This is a genomic window from Gemella sp. 27098_8_92, assembly GCF_041433685.1.
GTDB lineage: Bacteria > Bacillota > Bacilli > Staphylococcales > Gemellaceae > Gemella.
Genome location: NZ_JAPWBZ010000009.1, coordinates 22,053 through 42,877, shown reverse-complemented (window position 1 = coordinate 42,877; position 20,825 = coordinate 22,053). Strand labels below are relative to the sequence as shown.

Sequence of the window (20,825 nt, the reverse complement as noted above, 5' to 3'; positions counted from 1 at the left end):
AAGGAGAAATTAGAATGTCATTAACGATATTTGAAGGTCTACAATCAGAGATTTTTGTACCTATTACACCGAAACCAGTTTGGGCTCCAGTAACTAAAGAATTAAAAGATATGAAAGTAGCATTAGCTACAGCTGCAGGGGTTCACTTAAAAACAGATAAAAGATTTAACTTAGCAGGGGATACTACATTCCGTGAAATCCCAGATACTGCACATAGTTCAGATCTTATGGTATCTCACGGTGGTTATGATAATGCAGACGCTAACAAAGATATCAACTGTATGTTCCCAATCGATAGATTACATGAACTTGCTAAAAAAGGTTTCATTAAAAGCGTAGCAGAATTCCACTATGGTTTCATGGGTGGTGGTGGAGACCAAGAGGCTTTCACAAACTCTACAGGTCCAGAAATCGCTAAAAAACTAAAAGAAGAAAATGTTGATGCAGTTATTTTAACTGCTGGTTGAGGTACTTGCCATAGAACTGCCGTGATCGTGCAGAGAGCAATTGAGGAAGCAGGTATTCCAACAATCTTAATAGCAGCACTACCTCCAGTAGTGCGTCAAAACGGTACTCCAAGAGCCGTTGCTCCACTTGTACCAATGGGAGCAAACGCAGGAGAACCAGGAAACGTTGAGCAACAAACACAAATCTTAGAAGCAACGTTAGAGCAACTAGTTAAAATACCAAGTGCAGGTAAAATAGTTCCTCTTCCATTTGAGTATATAGCTCACGTGTAGGAGAATTCCGAGAAGAGGGGCAAATGTCCCTCTTCTTTTTTAAAAAATAATCTGTATTAGTGAACAGATGCATATCTGTTACAATACAGATAATAAATTATAAGGAATGATGATTATGTCAAAAGAAAAGCTACAAATAAAAGCATTCCATATGAAAAATGTTGCTTTAGGAAAAAAAGTAAAAATAGAAAATAATGAGTTAATTATTCCTACAGAAATAGAATATGATAAAAGTATTTTTGAAAGTGTAGAGGTTAAAATAATACGCCCTCGCGAACATAATTTTTATGTTAACACTATAATGGATGTAGTACCAATTTCAACAAAAGTTATAGGGAGATTGGGAGAAGGGATTACACATACTCTAACAGGTGTTTATATGCTTCTTACGGGAGCAAACACAGAAGGTAAACAAATGCATGAATTCGGTTCTTCAGAAGGTATCCTACAAGAACAGCTAGTTTTAAATAAGGCTGGCTCGCCAGCTGTTGATGATTATTTAATCCATATTGATGTTATTATAAAACCGGATGCAGAGTTTAATCGTGAATTAGCATTTTCAATTTTTGAACTATCAGATGTTTATCTACAAAACATAAGAGAAGTTATGAAAGTTTTAAGTGGTCGTGATGCTGATGAAGTGCATGAATTTTATAATAAACAAAATCCAGGTAAACCTAAAGTAGCATTAGTGAAAGAGGTAGCTGGACAAGGTATGATGTATGATAATCAATTGTTTCCAATTGAGCCTAGTGGGATAGATAAAGGTATTTCCATTATAGATATGAATAATATGCCTGTCTTATTAACACCAAACGAATATCGTGATGGTGCAATAAGAGCAATGGTATAGGAAGGGGTGTTATTATGGGGATAGGACCATCTACAAAAGAAACTAGTTTGCATCATTTCAGAGATCCATTATTAGATACATTGGCAGAAGATCCAGATATCGATTTCCAAGGGGTAATAGTCGTGGGGACTCCTCAAGACAACAGACTAAAACATTTAGTAGGTTGGAGAACGGCTACTTGGTTAGAAGCCATGAGAACAGACGGAGCTATAATCTCAGCTGATGGTTGGGGAAATAGTGATGTTGATTACGCTAATACTATGTTCGAAATAGGAGAACGTGGTATTACAATAGTTGGTTTAAAATTTATGGGTAAACATAAATTTGTTGTAGAAAATGAATACACAAAATTTGTTTTAGACTTTAATAAATCAGAAGAAGGCGTAGAAACAGAAGTAGTTTGTCAAAATAATGTTGATTATACTGATGCAAGAAAAGCCTTGGCATTATTAAAATTAAAAATGAGACAAGATAACAAATAATTTAAGGAGTGAATAATTATGAAACTAAATAAAATGATTTCAGTTATTGATACACATACAGCGGGGGAAGCAGCAAGATTAGTAACTGCAGGTATTCCAAAAATTCCTGGTAAAGATATGGTTGAGAAAAAACAATACTTCATCGATCACTTAGATGATGTTCGTAAGTCTGTTATGTTTGAACCACGTGGACACCAAGATATGTTCGGAGCATTTCTATTACCTCCAACAAAAGAGGAAGCTGATTTTGGATTAGTATTCATGGATACTGGTGGCTACTTAAATATGTGTGGACACAATACTATTGCAGCAGTAACTGCAGCTGTAGAAACTGGTATGGTTGATGTAGAAGAAGGTGCTACTGAAAAAGAAGTAGTAGTAGAAACACCAGCTGGACTTATTTATGCAACAGCTAAACTAAAAGATAATGGAGCTAAAGTAAAAGAAGTTTCATTCAGAAATGTTGAATCATTCTTATACAAACGTGATGTAGAATTAGATGTTGAAGGAATTGGACATATCAAATTTGATATTTCATTCGGAGGAAGTTTCTTCTGTATCCTTTCTGCAGACCAATTAGGATTAGAAGTTAAACCAGAAAATGCTTCTAAATTAAAAGATGCTGGTCTTAAAATCCGTGAAGCAATTAATGCTAATATCGAAATTCAACACCCAACTTTATCACACATTAAAACTGTAGATTTAGTTGAAATTTATGACAAACCTTCTCATCCAGAAGCTACTTATAAAAACGTAGTAGTATTCGGAGATGGAAACATTGACCGTTCTCCATGTGGAACAGGTACATCTGCAAAACTAGCTACATTATATGCTAAAGGTGAACTTAAACCAGGGGAACCATTCGTATATGAAAGTATCTTAGGTACTTTATTCAAAGGTAGAATAGTAGAAGAAAGAAAATTAGCGGGATATGATGCAATCATTCCTGAAATCACAGGTTCTGGATACATTTTAGGATTTAGTAACTATGTTTACGATCCAGATGATTCACTAACTTATGGATTCTTATTAGGATAGGAGAAGAAATATGGTAACATTATTATTAACATTATTAGGACTATCAGCACTATATTTTATAGTTATGTGGTCTATGGATATTATAAAAAATAAAGGGGTTGAGGGTGAAGACTCTAATCCGGTAGTTGGGTTTTTCATTGGTTTGGTTACTGACTTTATGGATACGTTAGGTATTGGGAGTTTTGCGCCAACTACATTATTAGCCAAAGTAACAGGGTTTATTAAAAATGACCGTTTATTACCAGGGACGCTTAATATAGGACATACAGTACCAGTATTAATTGAGGCATTTTTATTTATTCAATCAGTTCAAGTAGATGCAGTAACTTTATTATCATTAATTGCAGCAGCGGTTATTGGTGCTCTAGTTGGAGGACGTATTGTTACTAAACTTCCTGAGAAAAAAATTCAGGTTACTATGGGATTCGCATTGATTATTACTGCGGCATTAATGTTTGCTAGTAAAATGGGATGGTTAGCATTGCTTGGAGCTAATAATACTGCATTACATCTAACAGGTATTGCACTTATTGTAGGTATTGTTGGTAACTTTATCTTTGGTGCATTAATGATGGCTGGAGTGGGTCTATATGCTCCATGTTTAGCTATGGTTTCATTATTAGGAATGGATCCAAAAGCAGCATTTCCTATTATGATGGGATCATGTGCAGCGCTTATGGCTATTGGATCACCTAAGTTTATTAAAGAAGGATTATATCCAAGAAAAGGAACTATTGCATTAGCGATAGGTGGTATTCTTGGTGTAATTATTGGATATCAATTTATTACTTCATTATCATTATCAAGTTTAATGTGGTTGATTATTGTAGTTGTAATAATTACTGGACTAGATATGCTAAGAAAAGGATTAAAAAAAGCAGCTTAATAATTAAAAGAAAAAACGGAATTTATTTTAGATTCCGTTTTTTAATATATTTAAATTATGAAAGTCATTGGATTATTTCTGATGACTTTTACTTGCTAAGTTTTGTCTTTTCATTGAGGTAATAGCAGAATAGCAGAATACAGCGACTGCAACCCAAATAATACTAAATGAAATTAATTTTTCCACATTTAATTCCTCGCCATAAACAAATATTCCTATAAAGAACTGTATAGTTGGTGGGAGATACTGTAGTATTCCAAGAATATAAAGTGGAATATCAATTGCTCCTCTAGCAAATAATAGGAGAGGAATAGCTGTGATAGCTCCCGATAGAAGGAGAGCTATTAATGTTGTGGTATCTGAATTATAAAAGGTTATATTATTAGAACTTCCTAAATATAGCATATAAATAATAGCTATAGGAGAAACAATAGCTGTTTCTATCAATAAGCTTGCCTTTGGACTAAGGATAATTTTTTTCTTGCATAGGCTGTATAGTCCAAAAGTCAGCGCAAGTAAGATGGAAATCCAAGGAAGAGATCCAAGAGAAATAAATAAATATAGTAATGAAATACCAACACAGATGCAAGCTATTGTTTGTACGCGAGTTAGTTTTTCTTTTAAAAAGATAACGGCGAGTATTATAGTAACGATTGGATTAAGATAATAACCAAAACTCGCTTCTAATACATGGTTTGTATTTACAGCAATAATATAAGTTAACCAGTTTGCTGTAATAAGAAAAGAAGCAATAACAAGTAGTGAGAAATTTTTTTTACTCTGCCACAGTTTTTTTATTTCTTTAAAAATATTATTTTTATTTTTAGCTAGGAATACAACTAAAATCATGAAAATAAATGAGCATAGTACCCGCATAGCTAGTACTTCATAGGAATCAATGCTTTTTAGAAGTTTGAAATATATAGGGAAAAACCCCCATGAAAAATAGCATATAAGGATAGCTATAAGACTTTTTTTCGTATTATTCATATGATTCTCCTTTCATAATTTTCTTTCTCGTATTCTATACTAGTATATAGTAAATATAGTTAATAATCAAACGAAATTTTACACTAATAATTAATTTATAAAATAAAAATATCCAGAAAATATATCAAGATTCAAATTTCTAATTATATATCTCCTGGATGTAGTATGTATTACGTAAGTTGAGAATCATCTTCTATTATTTCTTTAACCTTCTGCATTTGGTTATCGAGTTTGGCGCTTATTTCAGCACAAAGCAGTAGTCGACGTTCGATTTCCTTTTCTTTCTCTTCGCTTAGATTTTTCTTATAACGTAGTTTGTGTTCTAGACTAGCCCAAAAATCCATAGCAATTGTTCGAAATTGAATTTCAACAGCTACATGCTCAACCTTATCTGATAAAAAGATAGGGACTTTGACAATAAGATGATAACTACGGTAACCATTATCTTTGTAGTTTTTAATATAATCTTTTTCGGCTATAATAGTTAGGTCATCTTGTTGTTTTAAGGCTTCTACAAGCTTATAAACATCATCTTTAAATGAACAAATAACACGTACCCCTGCGACATCGTAAATATTGTTTTTTATCGTATCTATATCGAAAGGTAGATTAAGACGTTTTAATTTATTCATCAGACTTAGTGGAGTTTTAAGGCGAGTTGAAACAGATTCGATAGGATTGCTTTCACCATGAAGAGAAAATTCCTTATCAAAAACATTAAGTTTAGTTTCTATTTCTAACATCGCACATTCATAGTGCATGAATAATTCAACATAAGGCTCTAACTCGTTAATTAACAAAGGTTGACTAGCCTCCATTGAAAAAAGTTGATCGGTTAATTTTTCTATTTGTGTCTTTTTCATACTTCTTCTCACTTTAAATTATATACTCAATTAAATAATAAATGATAATGTTAAAATGTAGTTTAATTTTCTAGAAAGAAAAAGTTAATTTACCTAATAAAAGTTTTGGTTATCAGTGAACTTTTTGATTTTCACTTGTAATTGCCTAGTTTAACGCTCGTAAAAAGACTGTATCAAAGTTAACGACAACAATAAGTAGTACAGATTTGATGTAAATACTTTTGAAAGGCCATCATACCAATATTTAAAGGTCTTCAAATTAGAAAACAGTTCTACTTAAAAAATTCACAATTAGGGGGAAAAGCGAGGTGACAACGTTCTTCAATTTCCCGGAAATATTAGATGTAGACAAGTGGTAAGATTTGATATATTATAGTAGTAATAGTATCTTTATTATGGCTAAAATGAATATGGATTAATAAAAGATAAATAGTATTTTTGGGAGGGGAAAAAGATGCAAAGAAGTAATTTTTATTCTTATACACAGAAAAAATTAGACTTGCTTACAAAAAATTTATTAGTTATAAAAAGAGATGGTCGCGTAGTGAAATTTGATGCTGATAAAATATACAAGGCTATTGAAAAGGCTGTTAACAGTGTGTTTGGAGAGAAACATAGTGTTAATATAGATAATATCGTGGATAATGTTATTATAGAAATCGGAAATAGATTTAAGGATAATATAAAAATTTACGAGCTTCAAAATATCGTTGAGCATACATTAATAACGTTAGGTGAAGAGGCTATTTATGAAGAATATGTAGGCTATCGTAGTATGCGTGATATAGAGCGTGAGCGTAGTCTTGATATTAATGTTGCAATTGAAAAGTTAGTTAATCGAGATGAGAATGTTGTTAACGAAAATGCTAATAAAGATAGTTTGGTATTCAATACTCATAGAGATTTAACAAGTGGTATTGTAGCTAAAGCAATCGGTTTGAAAATGTTGCCACAACACGTAGCTAATGCCCACCAAAAAGGTGAAATCCATTATCATGATTTAGATTATTCTCCGTATCAACCATTGACAAACTGCTGTCTGATTGATTTTAAAGAAATGCTTACAAAAGGGTTTAAAATTGGTAATGCAGATGTAGATAGTCCAAAAAGCATCCAAACTGCTACTGCTCAAATGGCGCAAATTATTGCAAACGTAGCCTCAAGTCAATACGGAGGATGTAGTGCGGATAGAATAGATGAAGTGCTTGCTCCTTTTGCAAAACTTAACTATGAAAAAAATCTAAAGATGGCTAGCGAATGGATTGAAAGTGAAGAAAAACAAGAACAATTCGCTCGTGAAAAAACTAAAAAAGATATTTATGATGCGATGCAATCACTAGAATATGAAATAAATACTTTATATTCTTCTCAAGGACAAACACCATTTACATCTTTAGGATTCGGTCTAGGAGAAGGATACTTCGAAAAAGAAATTCAAAAAGCTATTTTAAAAGTTAGAATAGCAGGTTTAGGAAAAGAGAAAAGAACAGCTATTTTCCCTAAATTAATCTTTGTAATAAAAGAAGGATTAAACTTAAGACCAGAAGATCCTAATTACGATGTAAAACAATTAGCGTTAGAATGCGCCACACAAAGAATGTATCCAGATGTGATTATGTATGATACTCTAGTAAAAATAACAGGAAGTTGCAAAACACCTATGGGTTGTCGTTCATTCCTACCAGCTTGGAGAGATGAAAATGGAGAACTTGTTGAAAGTGGTCGTATGAATCTAGGGGTAGTAACCTTAAACTTACCGCGTATTGCTCTTGAATCAAATGGGGATAAGGAGTTATTCTGGGAAATCTTTAAAGAGCGCTTAGAAGTATGTAAAGATGCGCTAGATTATCGTGCTAAAAGATGTGGGGAGGCAAAACCTCAAAACGCACCTATTCTTTATATGCATGGGGCCTTTGGGAAACGTCTAAAACCAGATGATAGAGTTAAACAACTTTTTGATAAACAAAGAGCGACATTATCTTTGGGATATATAGGTTTATACGAAGTTGCTAGTGTTTTTTATGGTGGAGAATGGGAAAAAAATAAAGAAGCCAAAGACTTTACGTTAGAAATTATGAAACATATGAAAGAATGTGTAGATAAATGGACTAGCGAAGGTGATTATTGGTATAGTATTTACTCTACACCAAGTGAGTCATTAACTGATAGATTCTGTCGTATGGATACAGAAAAATTCGGTATGGTGGAGAATGTTACAGATAAAGAATACTATACAAACTCTTACCACTATGATGTACGTAAAAATCCAACACCATTCGAGAAATTAGACTTTGAAAAAGATTATCCATATTATGCGAGCGGTGGATTCATTCACTACTGTGAATACCCGGTGTTAAAACAAAATCCAAAAGCACTTGAAGCAGTATGGGATTTTGCTTATGACAAAGTAGGGTATTTAGGAACAAATACACCAATAGATCGTTGCTATAGCTGTGGATTTGAAGGCGAATTTGAACCGACGAAAAAAGGATTCAAATGTCCAGAATGTGGTAATAGAGATCCGAAAAGCTGTGATGTTGTAAAAAGAACTTGTGGTTACTTAGGTAATCCTCAAGCACGTCCTATGATAAAAGGACGTCACAAAGAAATCGTAGCAAGGGTAAAACATTTGAAATAATAACTAAAATAGGCTTTCTAGAAATTTCTAGAGAGCTTATTTATTTTTAAATAATTAACAAATAATAATATTAAAAATAAGCTACTTTATATAGCTCCAAACTCTTTACATCAATATATTTTTCTGATAAAATCTATATTGACATAGAAACTAGGAGGACAGGAAAATGGGTAAAATTTTCAAAGGAGTATTATTAGGTGCGGTTAGTGCAGTAGGAGCGTACTATTATAAAAATCCAAAAGAATTAGAAAAACACAAAGAATTACTTAAGAAAAATACAAAAGAATGTTTAAATAAATTAAATGAACTTGTAAATGAAGCAGTAGGTAGCGCAGTGGTGCAAGAAGAAAGTGATGTTGCGCGTGAAAAGTTAGAAGAAGTAAAAGCTGCTTATGAAGAAGAACAAGATAATTTTGTCGAGTTAGGAGCAGCCGCAGATAATCTTTTAGAAGAAGCTTCAGAGGTAATCGAAGAAAAAGTAGAAGAAGTAGCGAAGCCGCTTGTGGAGGAAATTCAAGAGGAAGTAACGCCTGTAGTTGAAAATATCCAAGATGTAGTAGAAGAAAAAGTAGAAAAATCTCAAGAAGTTGCAGAAGAAATAACTGAAGAAGTAGAACCAGTTGTGGAAGAGGTAAAAGAAGAAGTTAAATCAGCAGTTGAAGAAACACAAGACGCAGCTGATGAAATTAAAGAAGAGGTTGTAGATAAAGCTGAAGATATCCAAGATTCAGTAGAAGAGAAAGCAGAAGATGTAGCGGAGTTTGCAAGAGATAAGCAAATGGAGATTCAAGATATAGTTGCTGCAGCTGAAGATGAATTAGACCTAGAAAAATTGACTTATGAAGAATTAGAGGCATTAGAAGCGGAATTAGAGGCTCAAGCACAAGAACTAGAAGATTATGAAGAAGTAGAAGAAAATCAACACGAAGAGCAAGAAGAGGCTCAAGAGGAAAAAGGAAAAGCTAAAACTACTTTAGATTCAATTGTGGCACTATTTTCTTCAAAAGATGGGAAAAAATAAATAAGTAATAAGTAACAGAAAAATAAAAAGGAGAATTTTTAAAAATTCTCCTTTTTATTTTATAGATTCTTAACTATACTTTCTTGAATTTTCTCAAAATCAGTAGGTTCTAATTTTTGAGGAGGCCATGTAATCTCTAAATTATCAAAGTTAGTAGCTTTGTCTTTGTAACGTGGAACTATGTGGAAATGAAGGTGGAAAACACTTTGTCCAGCATATTCTTCGTTATTTTGGAAAATATTAATACCATCACAATTGTAAGCTTCTTTTACCGCATTTGCGATTTTAGGAAGAATGCGTCCGATATTTGCGGCTGTTTCAGGATCACAATCCAAAATGTTACGGCTATGTTTTTTAGGAATAACTAATGTGTGTCCTTTTGTAATTGGGAATACGTCTAAAAAGCTATAGACATACTCATCTTCGTAAATTTTATAGCTAGGAATTTCGCCATCAATAATTTTTTCAAAAATAGTTTTTTCCATATATGATACTCCTTATTTTAAGTTTTCTAGTGTTTCGATTAACAGTTGTTTAAGGTTTATACTAATTTGGTGTGCAGTTTTAAGTACATGTTCATGGTCGTGTTTTCTTTCTTGAATTCCCGTTGCCATATTTGTGATACAAGCAAGAACTGCTACTGGAAGTCCAGCATGATTAGCTGCGATAACTTCTGGAACAGTAGACATACCTACAAGGTCGCATCCCATAGTTTTGAATGCTTGTATTTCAGCACGTGTTTCAAAGTATGGACCTTGGAAGAAACCATAAGTACCCTTAGATAATTTGATATTTAGTTTTTTTGCAGAATTATTAAGGTTTTCTACTAAATACGGATCGAAAGGAGTAGTCATATCAACGAATCTTTCTCCAAGACGTGGGTCATTTTCTCCTCTAAGTGGGTTGTCGCTAACAAGAGAGATAAAATCATCAAGACAGATAATATCTCCTTCACTAAAATCGGTATTAATAGCACCGCAAGCATTAGTTATAAATAATCCTTTAGCCCCTAAAAATTTAATTACATAAGTCATAAAAGCAACATCTTTCATACTATATCCTTCATAGTAGTGGAGTCTACCATTTAAAACAAGGACGTTCTTTCCAGAGATTTTCCCGAAAGTAAGTTTATTTGCGTGCCCTTTTACATGGTTAGCGCGTTTATTTCCTGGGAAAAGAGGGATAGCCTCATAACCTAATTCTTGTTGATTTTCTAATTCAAGGGTAATACCGCTACCTAAAACTACCGCATAATCTACAGGTTCGTTAAAATATTTTTTAATATAATTTGCGGTTTCAACAATATTATTGTAATACGTCATAAAAAATTCCTCCTGAAAATGCTTTATCCAATAATTATATCACATATAGTAGAAAAAATGTAATATTTTGAAAAATTGTTACAAACTATTGAAATCGATTGCCAAATGTGATATTGTAGTTTCAATAGAGATAAATTTAGGAGGTAAATTATGAAAAAAATACGTACTCTATTAACAATTTTAATAACATTATCACTTGTGGTTGTAGGATGTTCATCAAAGAGCAAGAATGACAATAAGACGGATAATTCAAAAGGCTATAAAATAGGAATTGTTACTGGTGAAGGTGGAGCAAAAGATAAAAGCTTTAACCAAGCCAATGTAGAAGCGATTCAAGCATGGATTAAAGAAAATGGAGCGAAAGATCCTGTTGTTATCGAAACTAAAACACAATCGGATTTATCATCTAATGTTCAAAACGCAGCAAAAGTTTCTGATATAATTTCAGTTGCAGGATATGAGTTTGAAAAAGAACTTACAAAAATCTCTGCACAATACAAAGATAAAAAATTCTTATATATCGATACTTTTGTAGAAGCGCCAAATATTGCATCGTTGATATTTAAAGAACAAGAAGCGGGATACCTAGCAGGATATGCAGCAGCATTAAAATCTAAAACTGGTAAAGTAGGATTTATCGGTGGAACAAAAATCCCACCAGTAGAAAGATTTGGTATTGGATTTGTTCAAGGTGCTAAAGCGGCAAAAAGTGATATTAAAATTATGTACAACTACAGTGGAACATTCTCAGATACAAATAAAGGTAAAACATTAGCGGCAACTATGTATGATTCTGGAGCAGATGTTATCTTTGTTGCAGCTGGTAACACAGGTAATGGAGTAATATCAGAAGCAAAAGAACGTGGGGTTCTTGACATGTCTAAAGGTGGAGAAGTTAATCACTGGGTTGTTGGTGTAGATAAAGACCAATACGAAGAAGGTATTTTCAAAGGTAAAGACAAAGACGGAAAAGAAGTTCAAAAATCTGTTGTTTTAACATCAGCTGTAAAAAATATTGAAGTAGCAGTTACTAAAATTTTAAATGAGATTAAAGCTGATAAATTCCAAAACGGTAAACATATATTTGGTATTAAAGAAAATGGAGTAGGTATTCCAAAAGAAAATCCAAATTTAAATGATGATATAAAAGGAAAATTAACTAAAGCAATCGAAGAGTTGAAATCAGGAAAAGTAGAAGTTGTAGCCACTGGAGACGAATTAAAAGCAAAAGGTTCAGTAACTAACATTGAAGGTGAGCTTTAATATTTTCATAAAATACGGAGTCAAAGGTATAGTTTGATTCCGTATTTTTTATAATTTATAGTTATATCTAATAACCGAACTATAAAATTATTCAAAAAAATAATAAAAAATAATATGATGAAAACGCCGGTTTTATGGTCATTGTTACGTTGAGCTCGTTTTAACTTAGCAATGAAATATGAAGGAATGTTCGGCCTTTATTTTAATAAAAAAATATAAAGAAAAGAACAGATTAAGAATGCAAATTTTAAAGTTATGAAAATGCTTTAAAGAGATGTAAGAAATTTTGTTATCTATAGGGTAATAAGAACAATAAATTATAAAAAAGTAGAAAAAAGGCACTTCCTCCTCTAAACACGAACTTTCTAAAAAAATATATTTGAAAAACAAATAAAATGTTGATATTTAAAAGATAATGTGGTATTATTTAAATATAAAATATATAATAACAAAGGAGACTTTTTATTTATGAAAAAGGTATTTTCGTTAATAGCAGTTGTTTTATCAGCAGCATTAATTTTCGTTGGATGTTCTTCTAAATCATCTAACAAATCTAGTTCAGACAGCAAATCTGACTTGAAAATCGGAGTTGTAACTGACGAAGGTGGAGCAAAAGATAAAAGTTTTAACCAAAGTAACGTAGAAGCTGTTCAAGAATGGGTTCAAAAAAATGGTGGTAAAGCACTAAACCCAATTGAAACTAAAAACCAAAGTGATATTGCAGCTAACTTACAAAACGCTTCAAAAGCAGCAGACGTTATCTCTCTTGCTGGATTCTACTTTGAAAAAGAATTACCAAAAATTGCAGATTCATTCCAAGATAAGAAATTTATCTTTATCGATGGATCAGTACCTAATAAAAACGTAGAATCAGTATTATTCGCTGAACAAGAAGCAGGATACCTAGCAGGATACGCAGCAGCTCTTCAATCAAAAACTGGAAAAGTTGGATTCATCGGTGGAGCTAAAATCCCAGCGGTAATCAAATTCGGTTTAGGATTTGTACAAGGTGCTAAAGCAGCTAAAAAAGATATTAAAATCGTTTATAACTACAGTGGTTCATTCAATGATACTAACAAAGGTAAAACTTTAGCAGCTACAATGTTTGACGCTGGAGCAGACGTTATCTTCGTTGCAGCTGGTGGAACTGGAAGTGGATCAATCAAAGAAGCTCAAGAAAGAGCTACTAAAGATCTAAAAGAAAGCGGAGAAGTTAAACACTGGATCGTTGGTGTAGACAAAGACCAATATGCAGAAGGTGTATTCAAAGCTAAAGATAAAGATGGAAAAGATGTAGAGAAATCTGTAATCTTAACTTCAGCTGTTAAACGTATTGACGTAGCAGTTAAAAACATCTTAGATTCAATCAAAGCTGGTAAATTTGAAGGTGGAACTACTAAGACATTCACAATCAAAGAAGACGGTGTAGGACTTCCAGCACAAAATCCAAACTTAAGCGATGCAATTAAAGCTAAAATCGATGCAGCTGTTAAAGATCTTAAAGAAGGTAAAGTAACAGTAGCATCAGAAGCTGCTAAAATAACAGATAAAGCTAATATTGACGGAGAACTATAAGACTAATAGTTTAGTCATAGAAAAAGGCCTAGTTTTACTAGGTCTTTTTTCTAAAATATAGGTAAGTATATTTTCAAAAGATACATTCAGAAATAAAATAGTTTCGTAGATTATTATTTAAACGTAAGGTAAGTATAAAAAAATTTGTTTTAAATTAATATAAAAAAAGAGATAATGATATTAAACTAAGCATGATAAATAAGAAAGATGTAATTAATATTTATCTATAAGAAATATAGTTAAATAGTATTAAAATTCAAATGAAAAATTAACATAAAACGCTATACTAGAACGTAAAAATCTAGTATAATATATAAGTGAAATTAACAAAAAAGAGAGGTAAAGATATGTACGCTATAGAAATGCTAAACATAACTAAAAAGTTTGGTGACTTCTACGCAAATAAAGACATTACTATTCAGGTTAAGAATAATGAAATTCATGCTTTGCTTGGAGAAAATGGTGCCGGAAAATCTACATTAATGTCAGTTCTTTTTGGGATGTACCATCAAGAAGCAGGTGTGATTAAATTAGATGGGAAAGAAGTTGATATTAAAGACCCTAAACATGCGAATAAACTTGGAATTGGGATGGTACACCAACATTTCAAACTTATTAAAAACTTTACTGTTGCTGAAAATATTATTTTAGGAATGGAAGAAGTAAAAGGTGGAAAAATTGATTTAGAATCTGCTGCAAATAAAATTTCAGAGTTATCTAGAAAATATGGTTTAGAAGTTAATCCTAAAGCCCTTGTTGGAGATGTAAGTGTAGGGATGCAACAAAGGGTTGAAATTTTAAAAATGTTATATAGAGATGCTAACATTTTAATTTTCGACGAACCAACGGCGGTATTAACACCAGCGGAGATTGAAGAATTTTTAGCGATTCTTAAAAATCTTCAAGCAGAAGGAAAAACTATCCTATTAATCACGCATAAACTTAATGAGATTATGGCAGTAGCTGATCGTTGTAGTATTATTCGTCGTGGTGAATATTTTGGAACAGTAGAAGTTGCAGAAACAACTAAAGAAAAATTAGCAAGTCTTATGATTGGTAAAGACTTAGAAATAATCAAGTATGAACGTTCTCGTGAAGGGAAGAAAAAAATACTAGAAGTATCAGGTATTTATGCAGATACTCAAGAAAAACAAAATATCTTACATGACTTCAATCTTGACGTACACGAAAGAGAAATCTTAGGTATCGCCGGGGTAGATGGTAATGGACAACAACAATTTGTTGAAGTACTGAATGCTTTACTTAAAGAAACAAAAGGTAAAATTATCTTTGATGGAAAAAATTTACATGGAATTTCTACTGCGAAACGTAAAGAATTAGGTCTAGAAATCATTGCAGAAGATAGACATAAAGATGGTTTAGTATTAGATTTTAGCGTTGAAGAAAACTCAGTATTAGAAAATTACTACACAGAGAAGTTTTCTAAAAATGGATTCCTTAAAAAGCCTGTAATTTCTAAATTTGCAAAAGAAATTTGTGAAAAGTATGATGTTCGTAAAGCTGGTGATGAGAAGATTTCTGCACGAAGCATGAGTGGTGGTAACCAACAAAAACTTATTATCGGGCGTGCACTAGAACTTGATCCTAAACTATTAGTGACTACTCAACCAACTCGTGGTCTTGACGTAGGGGCTATTAACGGCATTCACAAAATGTTAATTGATTACCGTGATAAAGGTAATAGTGTTCTATTAATTTCATTTGACTTAGATGAAATTTTAACTTTATCAGATAGAATAGCAGTTATTCATAATGGTAATATTATCGATGTTGTAGATAATGATGAGAATGTAACAAAAGAACAACTTGGTCTGCTTATGGCAGGGGTTAAGAAGTAGAGAGGAGAACCTATGTTAAAGAAAGTTTTAACTAATGCGGTGCTACCAATATTAGCTTCATTTATAATTGGAGCAATTCTTATTTCAGCGATAGGAGCAGCACCAGGAGATGTATTAGGAGTTATGGGTGATATTTTCACCGACCCTAACAGTATAGCTGAAATTTTTGTATCGACAATTCCATTAATTTGTACAGGATTGTCAGTTGCCTTTGCATTTAGAACAGGATTATTTAATATCGGAGCAGAAGGACAATTTATTATGGGTGGACTTTTTGCAGGTATTGTTGCCATCAAAATACAAGGTATGAACTTTTATGTAGTCCTAATCGCAAGTATCTTAGCAGGTATTATTGTTGGTGGGCTTTGGGCAGCTATTGCAGGGTATTTAAAAGCTAGATTTAATATTAGTGAAGTAGTTGTAACAATTATGTTAAACTATACAGCTTTATACTTTGTTCAATTCGCGGTGCCAAAATTTATTCGAGGAACTAATGATATTATTTCTCAACCACTTGTAGCAAGTGACGGTTCAGGATATTTAAAAAATGATTTGATAGAAGGTATTTTCAATAACCACCGTTTAGGAACGGATTTATTCTTAGCTATTTTTGCGGTTATTACATTCTATATCGTTATGGAAAAAACAGTATTCGGTTATGAGCTTCGTTCAGTAGGGTTTAACCCATCAGCATCTAGATTTGTTGGTATGAAAGTTAATAGAAACACTGTTCTTTCAATGGCTATTTCAGGAGCCTTTGCTGGTCTTGGTGGAGCTCTTTATAATATGGGACCTGTTGGTCAAGTAGTTGCAGGTTCTACATTCCAAGGGTTTGGATACATGGGTATCGCGGTTGCACTTATCGGAGCAAATACAGCACTAGGTTCATTCTTAGGAGCATTATTATTCGGATTCCTAGGAGTTCTTACTCCACAATTAGCGTTTATCGGTATTCCAAAAGATATCGCAAATATCTTAATCGGATTAATCGTATTATTCGTTGCAGCGAAAGCTATTTTCGATAGCAAATTACTAGATAAACTAGTTAGTAAAAAGAAAGGAGATAAATAAATGGATACAGTATTATCACTATTAGACTCAATGTTACAATATACAGTACCTATTCTAATAGCAGCCATCGGTGGTTTCTATTCTGAAAAGAGTGGGGTTGTTAACATTGCACTTGACGGTTTTGTAATTTTTGGTTCATTTGTTGCTTCTTTCATAGCTTTAACAGCCTTCGAAGGTGCGCCAACTATGCTTCAATTAGTCGTATGTTTATTAGCTGCGACAATATGTGGAGGACTACTTTCACTTATCCACGCATTTATCAGTATTAACTTAAAAGCTGACCAAGTTATCTCAGGGACAGCGATTAACTTAATTACACCAGCTATAGCATTATTCTTAGTTAACCATTTCAATGGAACTTATGAATTACTATTAGCAAGTGGATTCCCTAGATATACAGTTTTTGGTAAATTTACAGTATATCCAACGATTATTATAGCAATAGTATTAGTAGCACTTACTTACTACATTATTTACAAACGTCCATTTGGACTTAGACTTCGTTCTGTTGGGGAAAATCCTCAAGCCAGTGACTCATTAGGGCTAAACGTATTTAAATATCGTTACATTGGGGTATTTATTTCTGGATGTCTAGCAGGGCTTGCTGGAGCAATCATTGCAACTACATTCAGCCAAGGGTTCAACGCAGCAATTACAGTATACGGTTTTGGTTACTTAGCGTTAGCAGCTTTAATCTTTGGTAAATACAACCCAATTACAATCACACTAGCAGCGTTGTTCTTCGGAGGAACAAAAGTATTTGCAGAAAAAGTATCTATTCTAGCACCAGATCTTCCAATTCCAGTATCATTCTGGAACATGTTCCCATTCGTAGCGACAATTATCGCACTTATCGTCTTCTCTAAGAAAACTTCTACACCAGAAGCGCTTGGAGTTCCTTACGATAAAGGTATGAGATAAGGTTGAATTAAAAGTAATTTAATCAAAATATATACAATAACACTCAGAAAGTTAATTATTCTGAGTGTTATTTTTTAATTTGGAGAAAATGTGGTATAATAATGTCAAAGAAAAAAGAATAATCAATAAAATATCTTACTTTATTGATAAAGGAGAATTTAGATATGAATAAGAAATTACTTATGGTTCTTGCAGCAGGAGCGTTAGTTCTAACAGGTTGTGCGGTAAATGAAGCCAATAAAGAAAAAGAAGATAAGAATAAATCAGAACAAAATAATGCTTCAAAAGAAGATAAAAAATCAGAACAAGATAAACAAAAAGCTGCTCACGACTTAAAAGAAGCAGAAAAGCTAATAAATAAAGTGGCGATTTCAGGAAATGATTTATCAAGACTAAAAGCACAAACGAATTTATTAGCTTGGATTACACAAGATAAAGTGAAAAAATCAAAATCACCTAATGGAGATGAACTGTTCACTATTTCGAAAGAAGATTATCTAGATGTTATCAATGAATATTCAGATAAAACTTACACGATGAAAGAGGCGTTAGGTTTATTAAAAGGACCAAACTTTAATGAGTATGAAGTTGAAGCAGCAAAATCGCCATTGCATCCAACAAAAAATGAAATTCACTACTACAAAGGTGATGATAAAATTGTCTTTGTAGGAATGCCTTTAACAAATAAATATCCACAAGAAGTTGAAGCAAAAGATAAGTGGAAAGTAGAAGGGGATAGTATAAAAATAAATGTTCTTGATGCGATGACAAAGACAAATATTTCAACTATAACTCTAAAACTTAACAACAAGGATTATTCAGGTGGAAACCAAAAATCTAAATACTACGTTGAAAGTGTAAAGTATAATTAGGATTAGAGATTTGAATATATAATAAAGGATAACTAGAAATAGTTATCCTTTATTTTTTGTTGGTTGCAAAATAGTTGTATTTATGGGAATCAAGTATTGCTATAAATTAATTATATCAGTGATTTAATGAGTGTTTACTAATGAAAAATTAATACGTAGAATTATTTTTTATAATCTTTATAGTAGAATTGACAAAAAGAAAATATTAGTTTAAAATTAATATATAAGTAAATCAAACAGATTAAGCATAGACAGAAAGACAGGACCGTGAATCCTGTCTTTTTTTATTTCAAGGCTAGTTACTTTCTAAAAATTCTATCTAGCCATTTGCAAATATAGTAAGCAGTTATACTTGCTGTTATAGAAAGTGTAAAATCAAACAAATTAAACATAAACCCACCTCCCCCTGTTACGAGATTAGTGAAAAAGTAACGATGTAAGTATAATACGAAAACGAAAATAATACAAAGCTATTCTTTCTGTATGCTTTTGCATAAAAGAAAAATAGTGAAAAATAAAAAAAGTAAAGGATTAGCAAGGGAGATTTTTAAGGTTATGAAAAGATACTCTTGCCTTTTACTTTTTTAAGCCAATAAATTATGTTAAATTCTTTATGTTTTTTTGTTTTTTTATTAAAAATATGATATTATAATATAGGACACATAAATATACGGAGATTAAAATTATGAAGAAGTATCTTTTATATGCATATATATTAACTTTAACTACAATGCTATTTGGATGTTCTGCTCAGGACAGTGATGGTTTTTTTTATAATACTTTCACTAAAAATATGGATGTATTTTTAGCATATATAAATAATTATATTGGAGTTTGGGGGATTTCAATTATTATTATTACTCTTATTGTAAAGGGGATTATCCTACCTTTTATGCTTAGAAATTATAAGAAGCAACGTATATCATCTATGAATATGGAACGTGCAAAACCCGAGTTGGATATTGTTCAAGAAAAGATAAAACAGCTTAGAGAAAGTGAAAAAAGGGTGTTTAGTAATGATGAGCGAATGAAAATAAGAATGGAACAAGCAGAACTACAGAGAGAGATTTTCAAAATCTATAAGAAGTATGATTGTTCTCCAGCAATTTTCGGGAATTTAATACCTATTTTAATTCAAGCACCATTTGTTACAGGATTATATTTTACTTTACAAAATCCAATATATTCAAAAGATATCTTAAATTCAAGTTTTTTATCTATTTCTCTTGGAGAAAAATCCTATATTATTTTAATACTTGTTTTTATTGTTTATATGATAGTTGGAAAAATTTCTCAAAGTATGATGCAAGCCAATCCTATGGCGCAAACTAATCCCGAAGCAGAGCGTATGCAGAATATGTCGAAAAATATGGTGTGGATAACACCGATAATGTTAACTTTTATTACCTATACGAGTATAGCAGCAATAGGGATTTACTTTATAGTTAGTGGAATTTTAGTTATTTTTCAAATATCCCTTGGGCGTAAATTATATCCACCATATATCCCAAAGCTAACTACTATAAAAAGTAAAAAAGTAACTAAAAATAAATTAGTTAAAAGGTAAGAACTTATAAAATAAGGCTGTATAATAAATCCGGAGCATGGTTTTTCCCATGCCCCGGATTTATTATACAGCCAGTAAAAATGCCAAGCAGCTTAAAACTGCTTAGCATTTTATATCGTTATTTTCTCATGCCCAGAGCCACATTTTATAGAAATATTTGGTATAGAGTAAAGTTAACTTATATTAAATTTAGTATACATGATATTAAAGATAACATTCTAAAATATAAGTATTCTATGAATTGACTGTTAGGTAATTTTTTCTGAGTAATTTCTGAGTGTCTTATTGAATAGGAATTGCCAATTTTTGTTAACTCTCTAAATTCGTTATCGAGCATTTGAGAAATTTCTTTATCACCATTTGTAATATGAGCAATAATGGTATTAATAGAAACTTTTTTATCAATGCCCTTAATAGTTTTTAGTCGTTCAAAAGCATCCCATATCTTCTCAAGGCCAATCTTCTTTTGATTATAATCTTCTTTACTGATATATATTTTAGATTCAATAATTAAATTGTGTAGCTCTTTTTCAGTAGCCCTAGGAATATTATGAATAGAGTCTTTTGCCTTATTATGAATATAGGTGCCATCCATCTCTAATTCATCTTCATTTATTGAAATCCAGGTTAATAAAGCGGTTTTTAACTTTTTTAATTCAGGCCTAAAATCAAATTCTAGGCCAATAGTGCCTATTTTGCCGCCTACTTTAATGTGTTTGATAATATCTGGTAAAAGTATGGAATATTTTGTTTCTAAATTACTCCATAATTCACCAGAACCATTCCTATTATTTAATTGTTTTTCAATTTGTCCAATGTCTTCTTGGATGGTATTGAAGACTTTATTTTTGTTCAATATAGTAT

20 protein-coding genes are annotated in these 20,825 nt (G+C 32.0%); 15 read left to right on the top strand and 5 right to left on the bottom strand.

The features are described from left to right. Positions 1-14: 14 nt before the first annotated feature. The 6 genes from O3802_RS07680 to O3802_RS06870 all read left to right on the top strand — a co-directional run bounded on the left by O3802_RS07680 (position 15) and on the right by O3802_RS06870 (position 3,999). Positions 15-467 carry a glycine/sarcosine/betaine reductase selenoprotein B family protein gene (locus O3802_RS07680; protein ID WP_483299429.1) on the top strand — a complete coding sequence of 151 codons (453 nt, stop codon included), beginning with the start codon at positions 15-17 and terminating at the stop codon, positions 465-467. A 21-nt stretch (positions 468-488) separates the two neighbouring features. Next, positions 489-740, top strand: a complete 252-nt coding sequence (locus tag O3802_RS07675; RefSeq protein WP_016359656.1) for a D-proline reductase subunit gamma — start codon at positions 489-491, stop codon at positions 738-740. A 115-nt stretch (positions 741-855) separates the two neighbouring features. Continuing rightward, positions 856-1,593, top strand: a complete 738-nt coding sequence (prdD, locus tag O3802_RS06885) for a proline reductase cluster protein PrdD (protein WP_371458869.1) — start codon at positions 856-858, stop codon at positions 1,591-1,593. 14 nt (positions 1,594-1,607) lie between these two features. Continuing rightward, a complete protein-coding gene (locus O3802_RS06880; protein WP_371458868.1) occupies positions 1,608-2,075 on the top strand; it encodes a glycine/sarcosine/betaine reductase component B subunit in 468 nt (155 codons plus the stop codon). A gap of 18 nt (positions 2,076-2,093) precedes the next feature. Further along, positions 2,094-3,113, top strand: a complete 1,020-nt coding sequence (locus tag O3802_RS06875) for a proline racemase family protein (RefSeq protein ID WP_371458867.1) — start codon at positions 2,094-2,096, stop codon at positions 3,111-3,113. Positions 3,114-3,123: 10 nt separating this feature from the next. Further along, positions 3,124-3,999, top strand: coding sequence for a permease (locus tag O3802_RS06870; RefSeq protein ID WP_371458866.1), 876 nt, complete (start codon positions 3,124-3,126; stop codon positions 3,997-3,999). Between the two features lie 72 nt (positions 4,000-4,071). On the opposite strand, the gene rarD is transcribed toward O3802_RS06870, so the two are convergent. Beyond that, positions 4,072-4,989, bottom strand: coding sequence for an EamA family transporter RarD (gene rarD / locus O3802_RS06865; protein ID WP_371458865.1), 918 nt, complete (start codon positions 4,987-4,989; stop codon positions 4,072-4,074). 170 nt (positions 4,990-5,159) lie between these two features. Then, positions 5,160-5,852, bottom strand: a complete 693-nt coding sequence (locus O3802_RS06860) for a GTP pyrophosphokinase (protein WP_371458864.1) — start codon at positions 5,850-5,852, stop codon at positions 5,160-5,162. Between the two features lie 454 nt (positions 5,853-6,306). On the opposite strand from O3802_RS06860, the gene nrdD reads away from it, so the two are divergent. Both nrdD and O3802_RS06850 read left to right on the top strand, forming a co-directional pair. Next, the gene (gene nrdD / locus O3802_RS06855) at positions 6,307-8,490 is read left to right on the top strand and encodes an anaerobic ribonucleoside-triphosphate reductase (RefSeq protein WP_371458863.1); all 2,184 of its coding nucleotides are present in this window, start codon (positions 6,307-6,309) and stop codon (positions 8,488-8,490) included. Positions 8,491-8,656: 166 nt separating this feature from the next. Continuing rightward, on the top strand, positions 8,657-9,511 hold the full coding sequence (locus O3802_RS06850) for a hypothetical protein (RefSeq protein ID WP_371458862.1): 855 nt from the start codon (positions 8,657-8,659) through the stop codon (positions 9,509-9,511). 59 nt (positions 9,512-9,570) lie between these two features. On the opposite strand, the gene O3802_RS06845 is transcribed toward O3802_RS06850, so the two are convergent. Next, positions 9,571-9,996: an HIT family protein gene (locus O3802_RS06845; protein ID WP_371458861.1), complete on the bottom strand. Its 426-nt coding sequence runs from the start codon at positions 9,994-9,996 to the stop codon at positions 9,571-9,573. A gap of 12 nt (positions 9,997-10,008) precedes the next feature. Beyond that, positions 10,009-10,833 carry a purine-nucleoside phosphorylase gene (locus tag O3802_RS06840; RefSeq protein WP_371458860.1) on the bottom strand — a complete coding sequence of 275 codons (825 nt, stop codon included), beginning with the start codon at positions 10,831-10,833 and terminating at the stop codon, positions 10,009-10,011. Positions 10,834-10,983: 150 nt separating this feature from the next. Here O3802_RS06840 and O3802_RS06835 point away from each other — a divergent pair, with 150 nt between their 5' ends. The 7 genes from O3802_RS06835 to yidC all read left to right on the top strand — a co-directional run bounded on the left by O3802_RS06835 (position 10,984) and on the right by yidC (position 19,961). Next, the gene (locus O3802_RS06835) at positions 10,984-12,096 is read left to right on the top strand and encodes a BMP family lipoprotein (protein WP_371458859.1); all 1,113 of its coding nucleotides are present in this window, start codon (positions 10,984-10,986) and stop codon (positions 12,094-12,096) included. A gap of 468 nt (positions 12,097-12,564) precedes the next feature. Then, a complete protein-coding gene (locus O3802_RS06830) occupies positions 12,565-13,671 on the top strand; it encodes a BMP family lipoprotein (protein ID WP_371458858.1) in 1,107 nt (368 codons plus the stop codon). A 347-nt stretch (positions 13,672-14,018) separates the two neighbouring features. Next, positions 14,019-15,530, top strand: coding sequence for an ABC transporter ATP-binding protein (locus tag O3802_RS06825; protein ID WP_371458887.1), 1,512 nt, complete (start codon positions 14,019-14,021; stop codon positions 15,528-15,530). A 12-nt stretch (positions 15,531-15,542) separates the two neighbouring features. Next, positions 15,543-16,601, top strand: coding sequence for an ABC transporter permease (locus tag O3802_RS06820; protein ID WP_371458857.1), 1,059 nt, complete (start codon positions 15,543-15,545; stop codon positions 16,599-16,601). Further along, positions 16,602-17,522 carry an ABC transporter permease gene (locus O3802_RS06815; protein ID WP_281665401.1) on the top strand — a complete coding sequence of 307 codons (921 nt, stop codon included), beginning with the start codon at positions 16,602-16,604 and terminating at the stop codon, positions 17,520-17,522. Positions 17,523-17,686: 164 nt separating this feature from the next. Continuing rightward, the gene (locus tag O3802_RS06810; RefSeq protein WP_371458856.1) at positions 17,687-18,394 is read left to right on the top strand and encodes a hypothetical protein; all 708 of its coding nucleotides are present in this window, start codon (positions 17,687-17,689) and stop codon (positions 18,392-18,394) included. Positions 18,395-19,079: 685 nt separating this feature from the next. Beyond that, a complete protein-coding gene (yidC, locus tag O3802_RS06805) occupies positions 19,080-19,961 on the top strand; it encodes a membrane protein insertase YidC (RefSeq protein WP_371458855.1) in 882 nt (293 codons plus the stop codon). A gap of 178 nt (positions 19,962-20,139) precedes the next feature. On the opposite strand, the gene O3802_RS06800 is transcribed toward yidC, so the two are convergent. Next, the gene (locus O3802_RS06800; protein WP_371458854.1) at positions 20,140-20,817 is read right to left on the bottom strand and encodes a hypothetical protein; all 678 of its coding nucleotides are present in this window, start codon (positions 20,815-20,817) and stop codon (positions 20,140-20,142) included. Positions 20,818-20,825 lie beyond the last annotated feature (8 nt).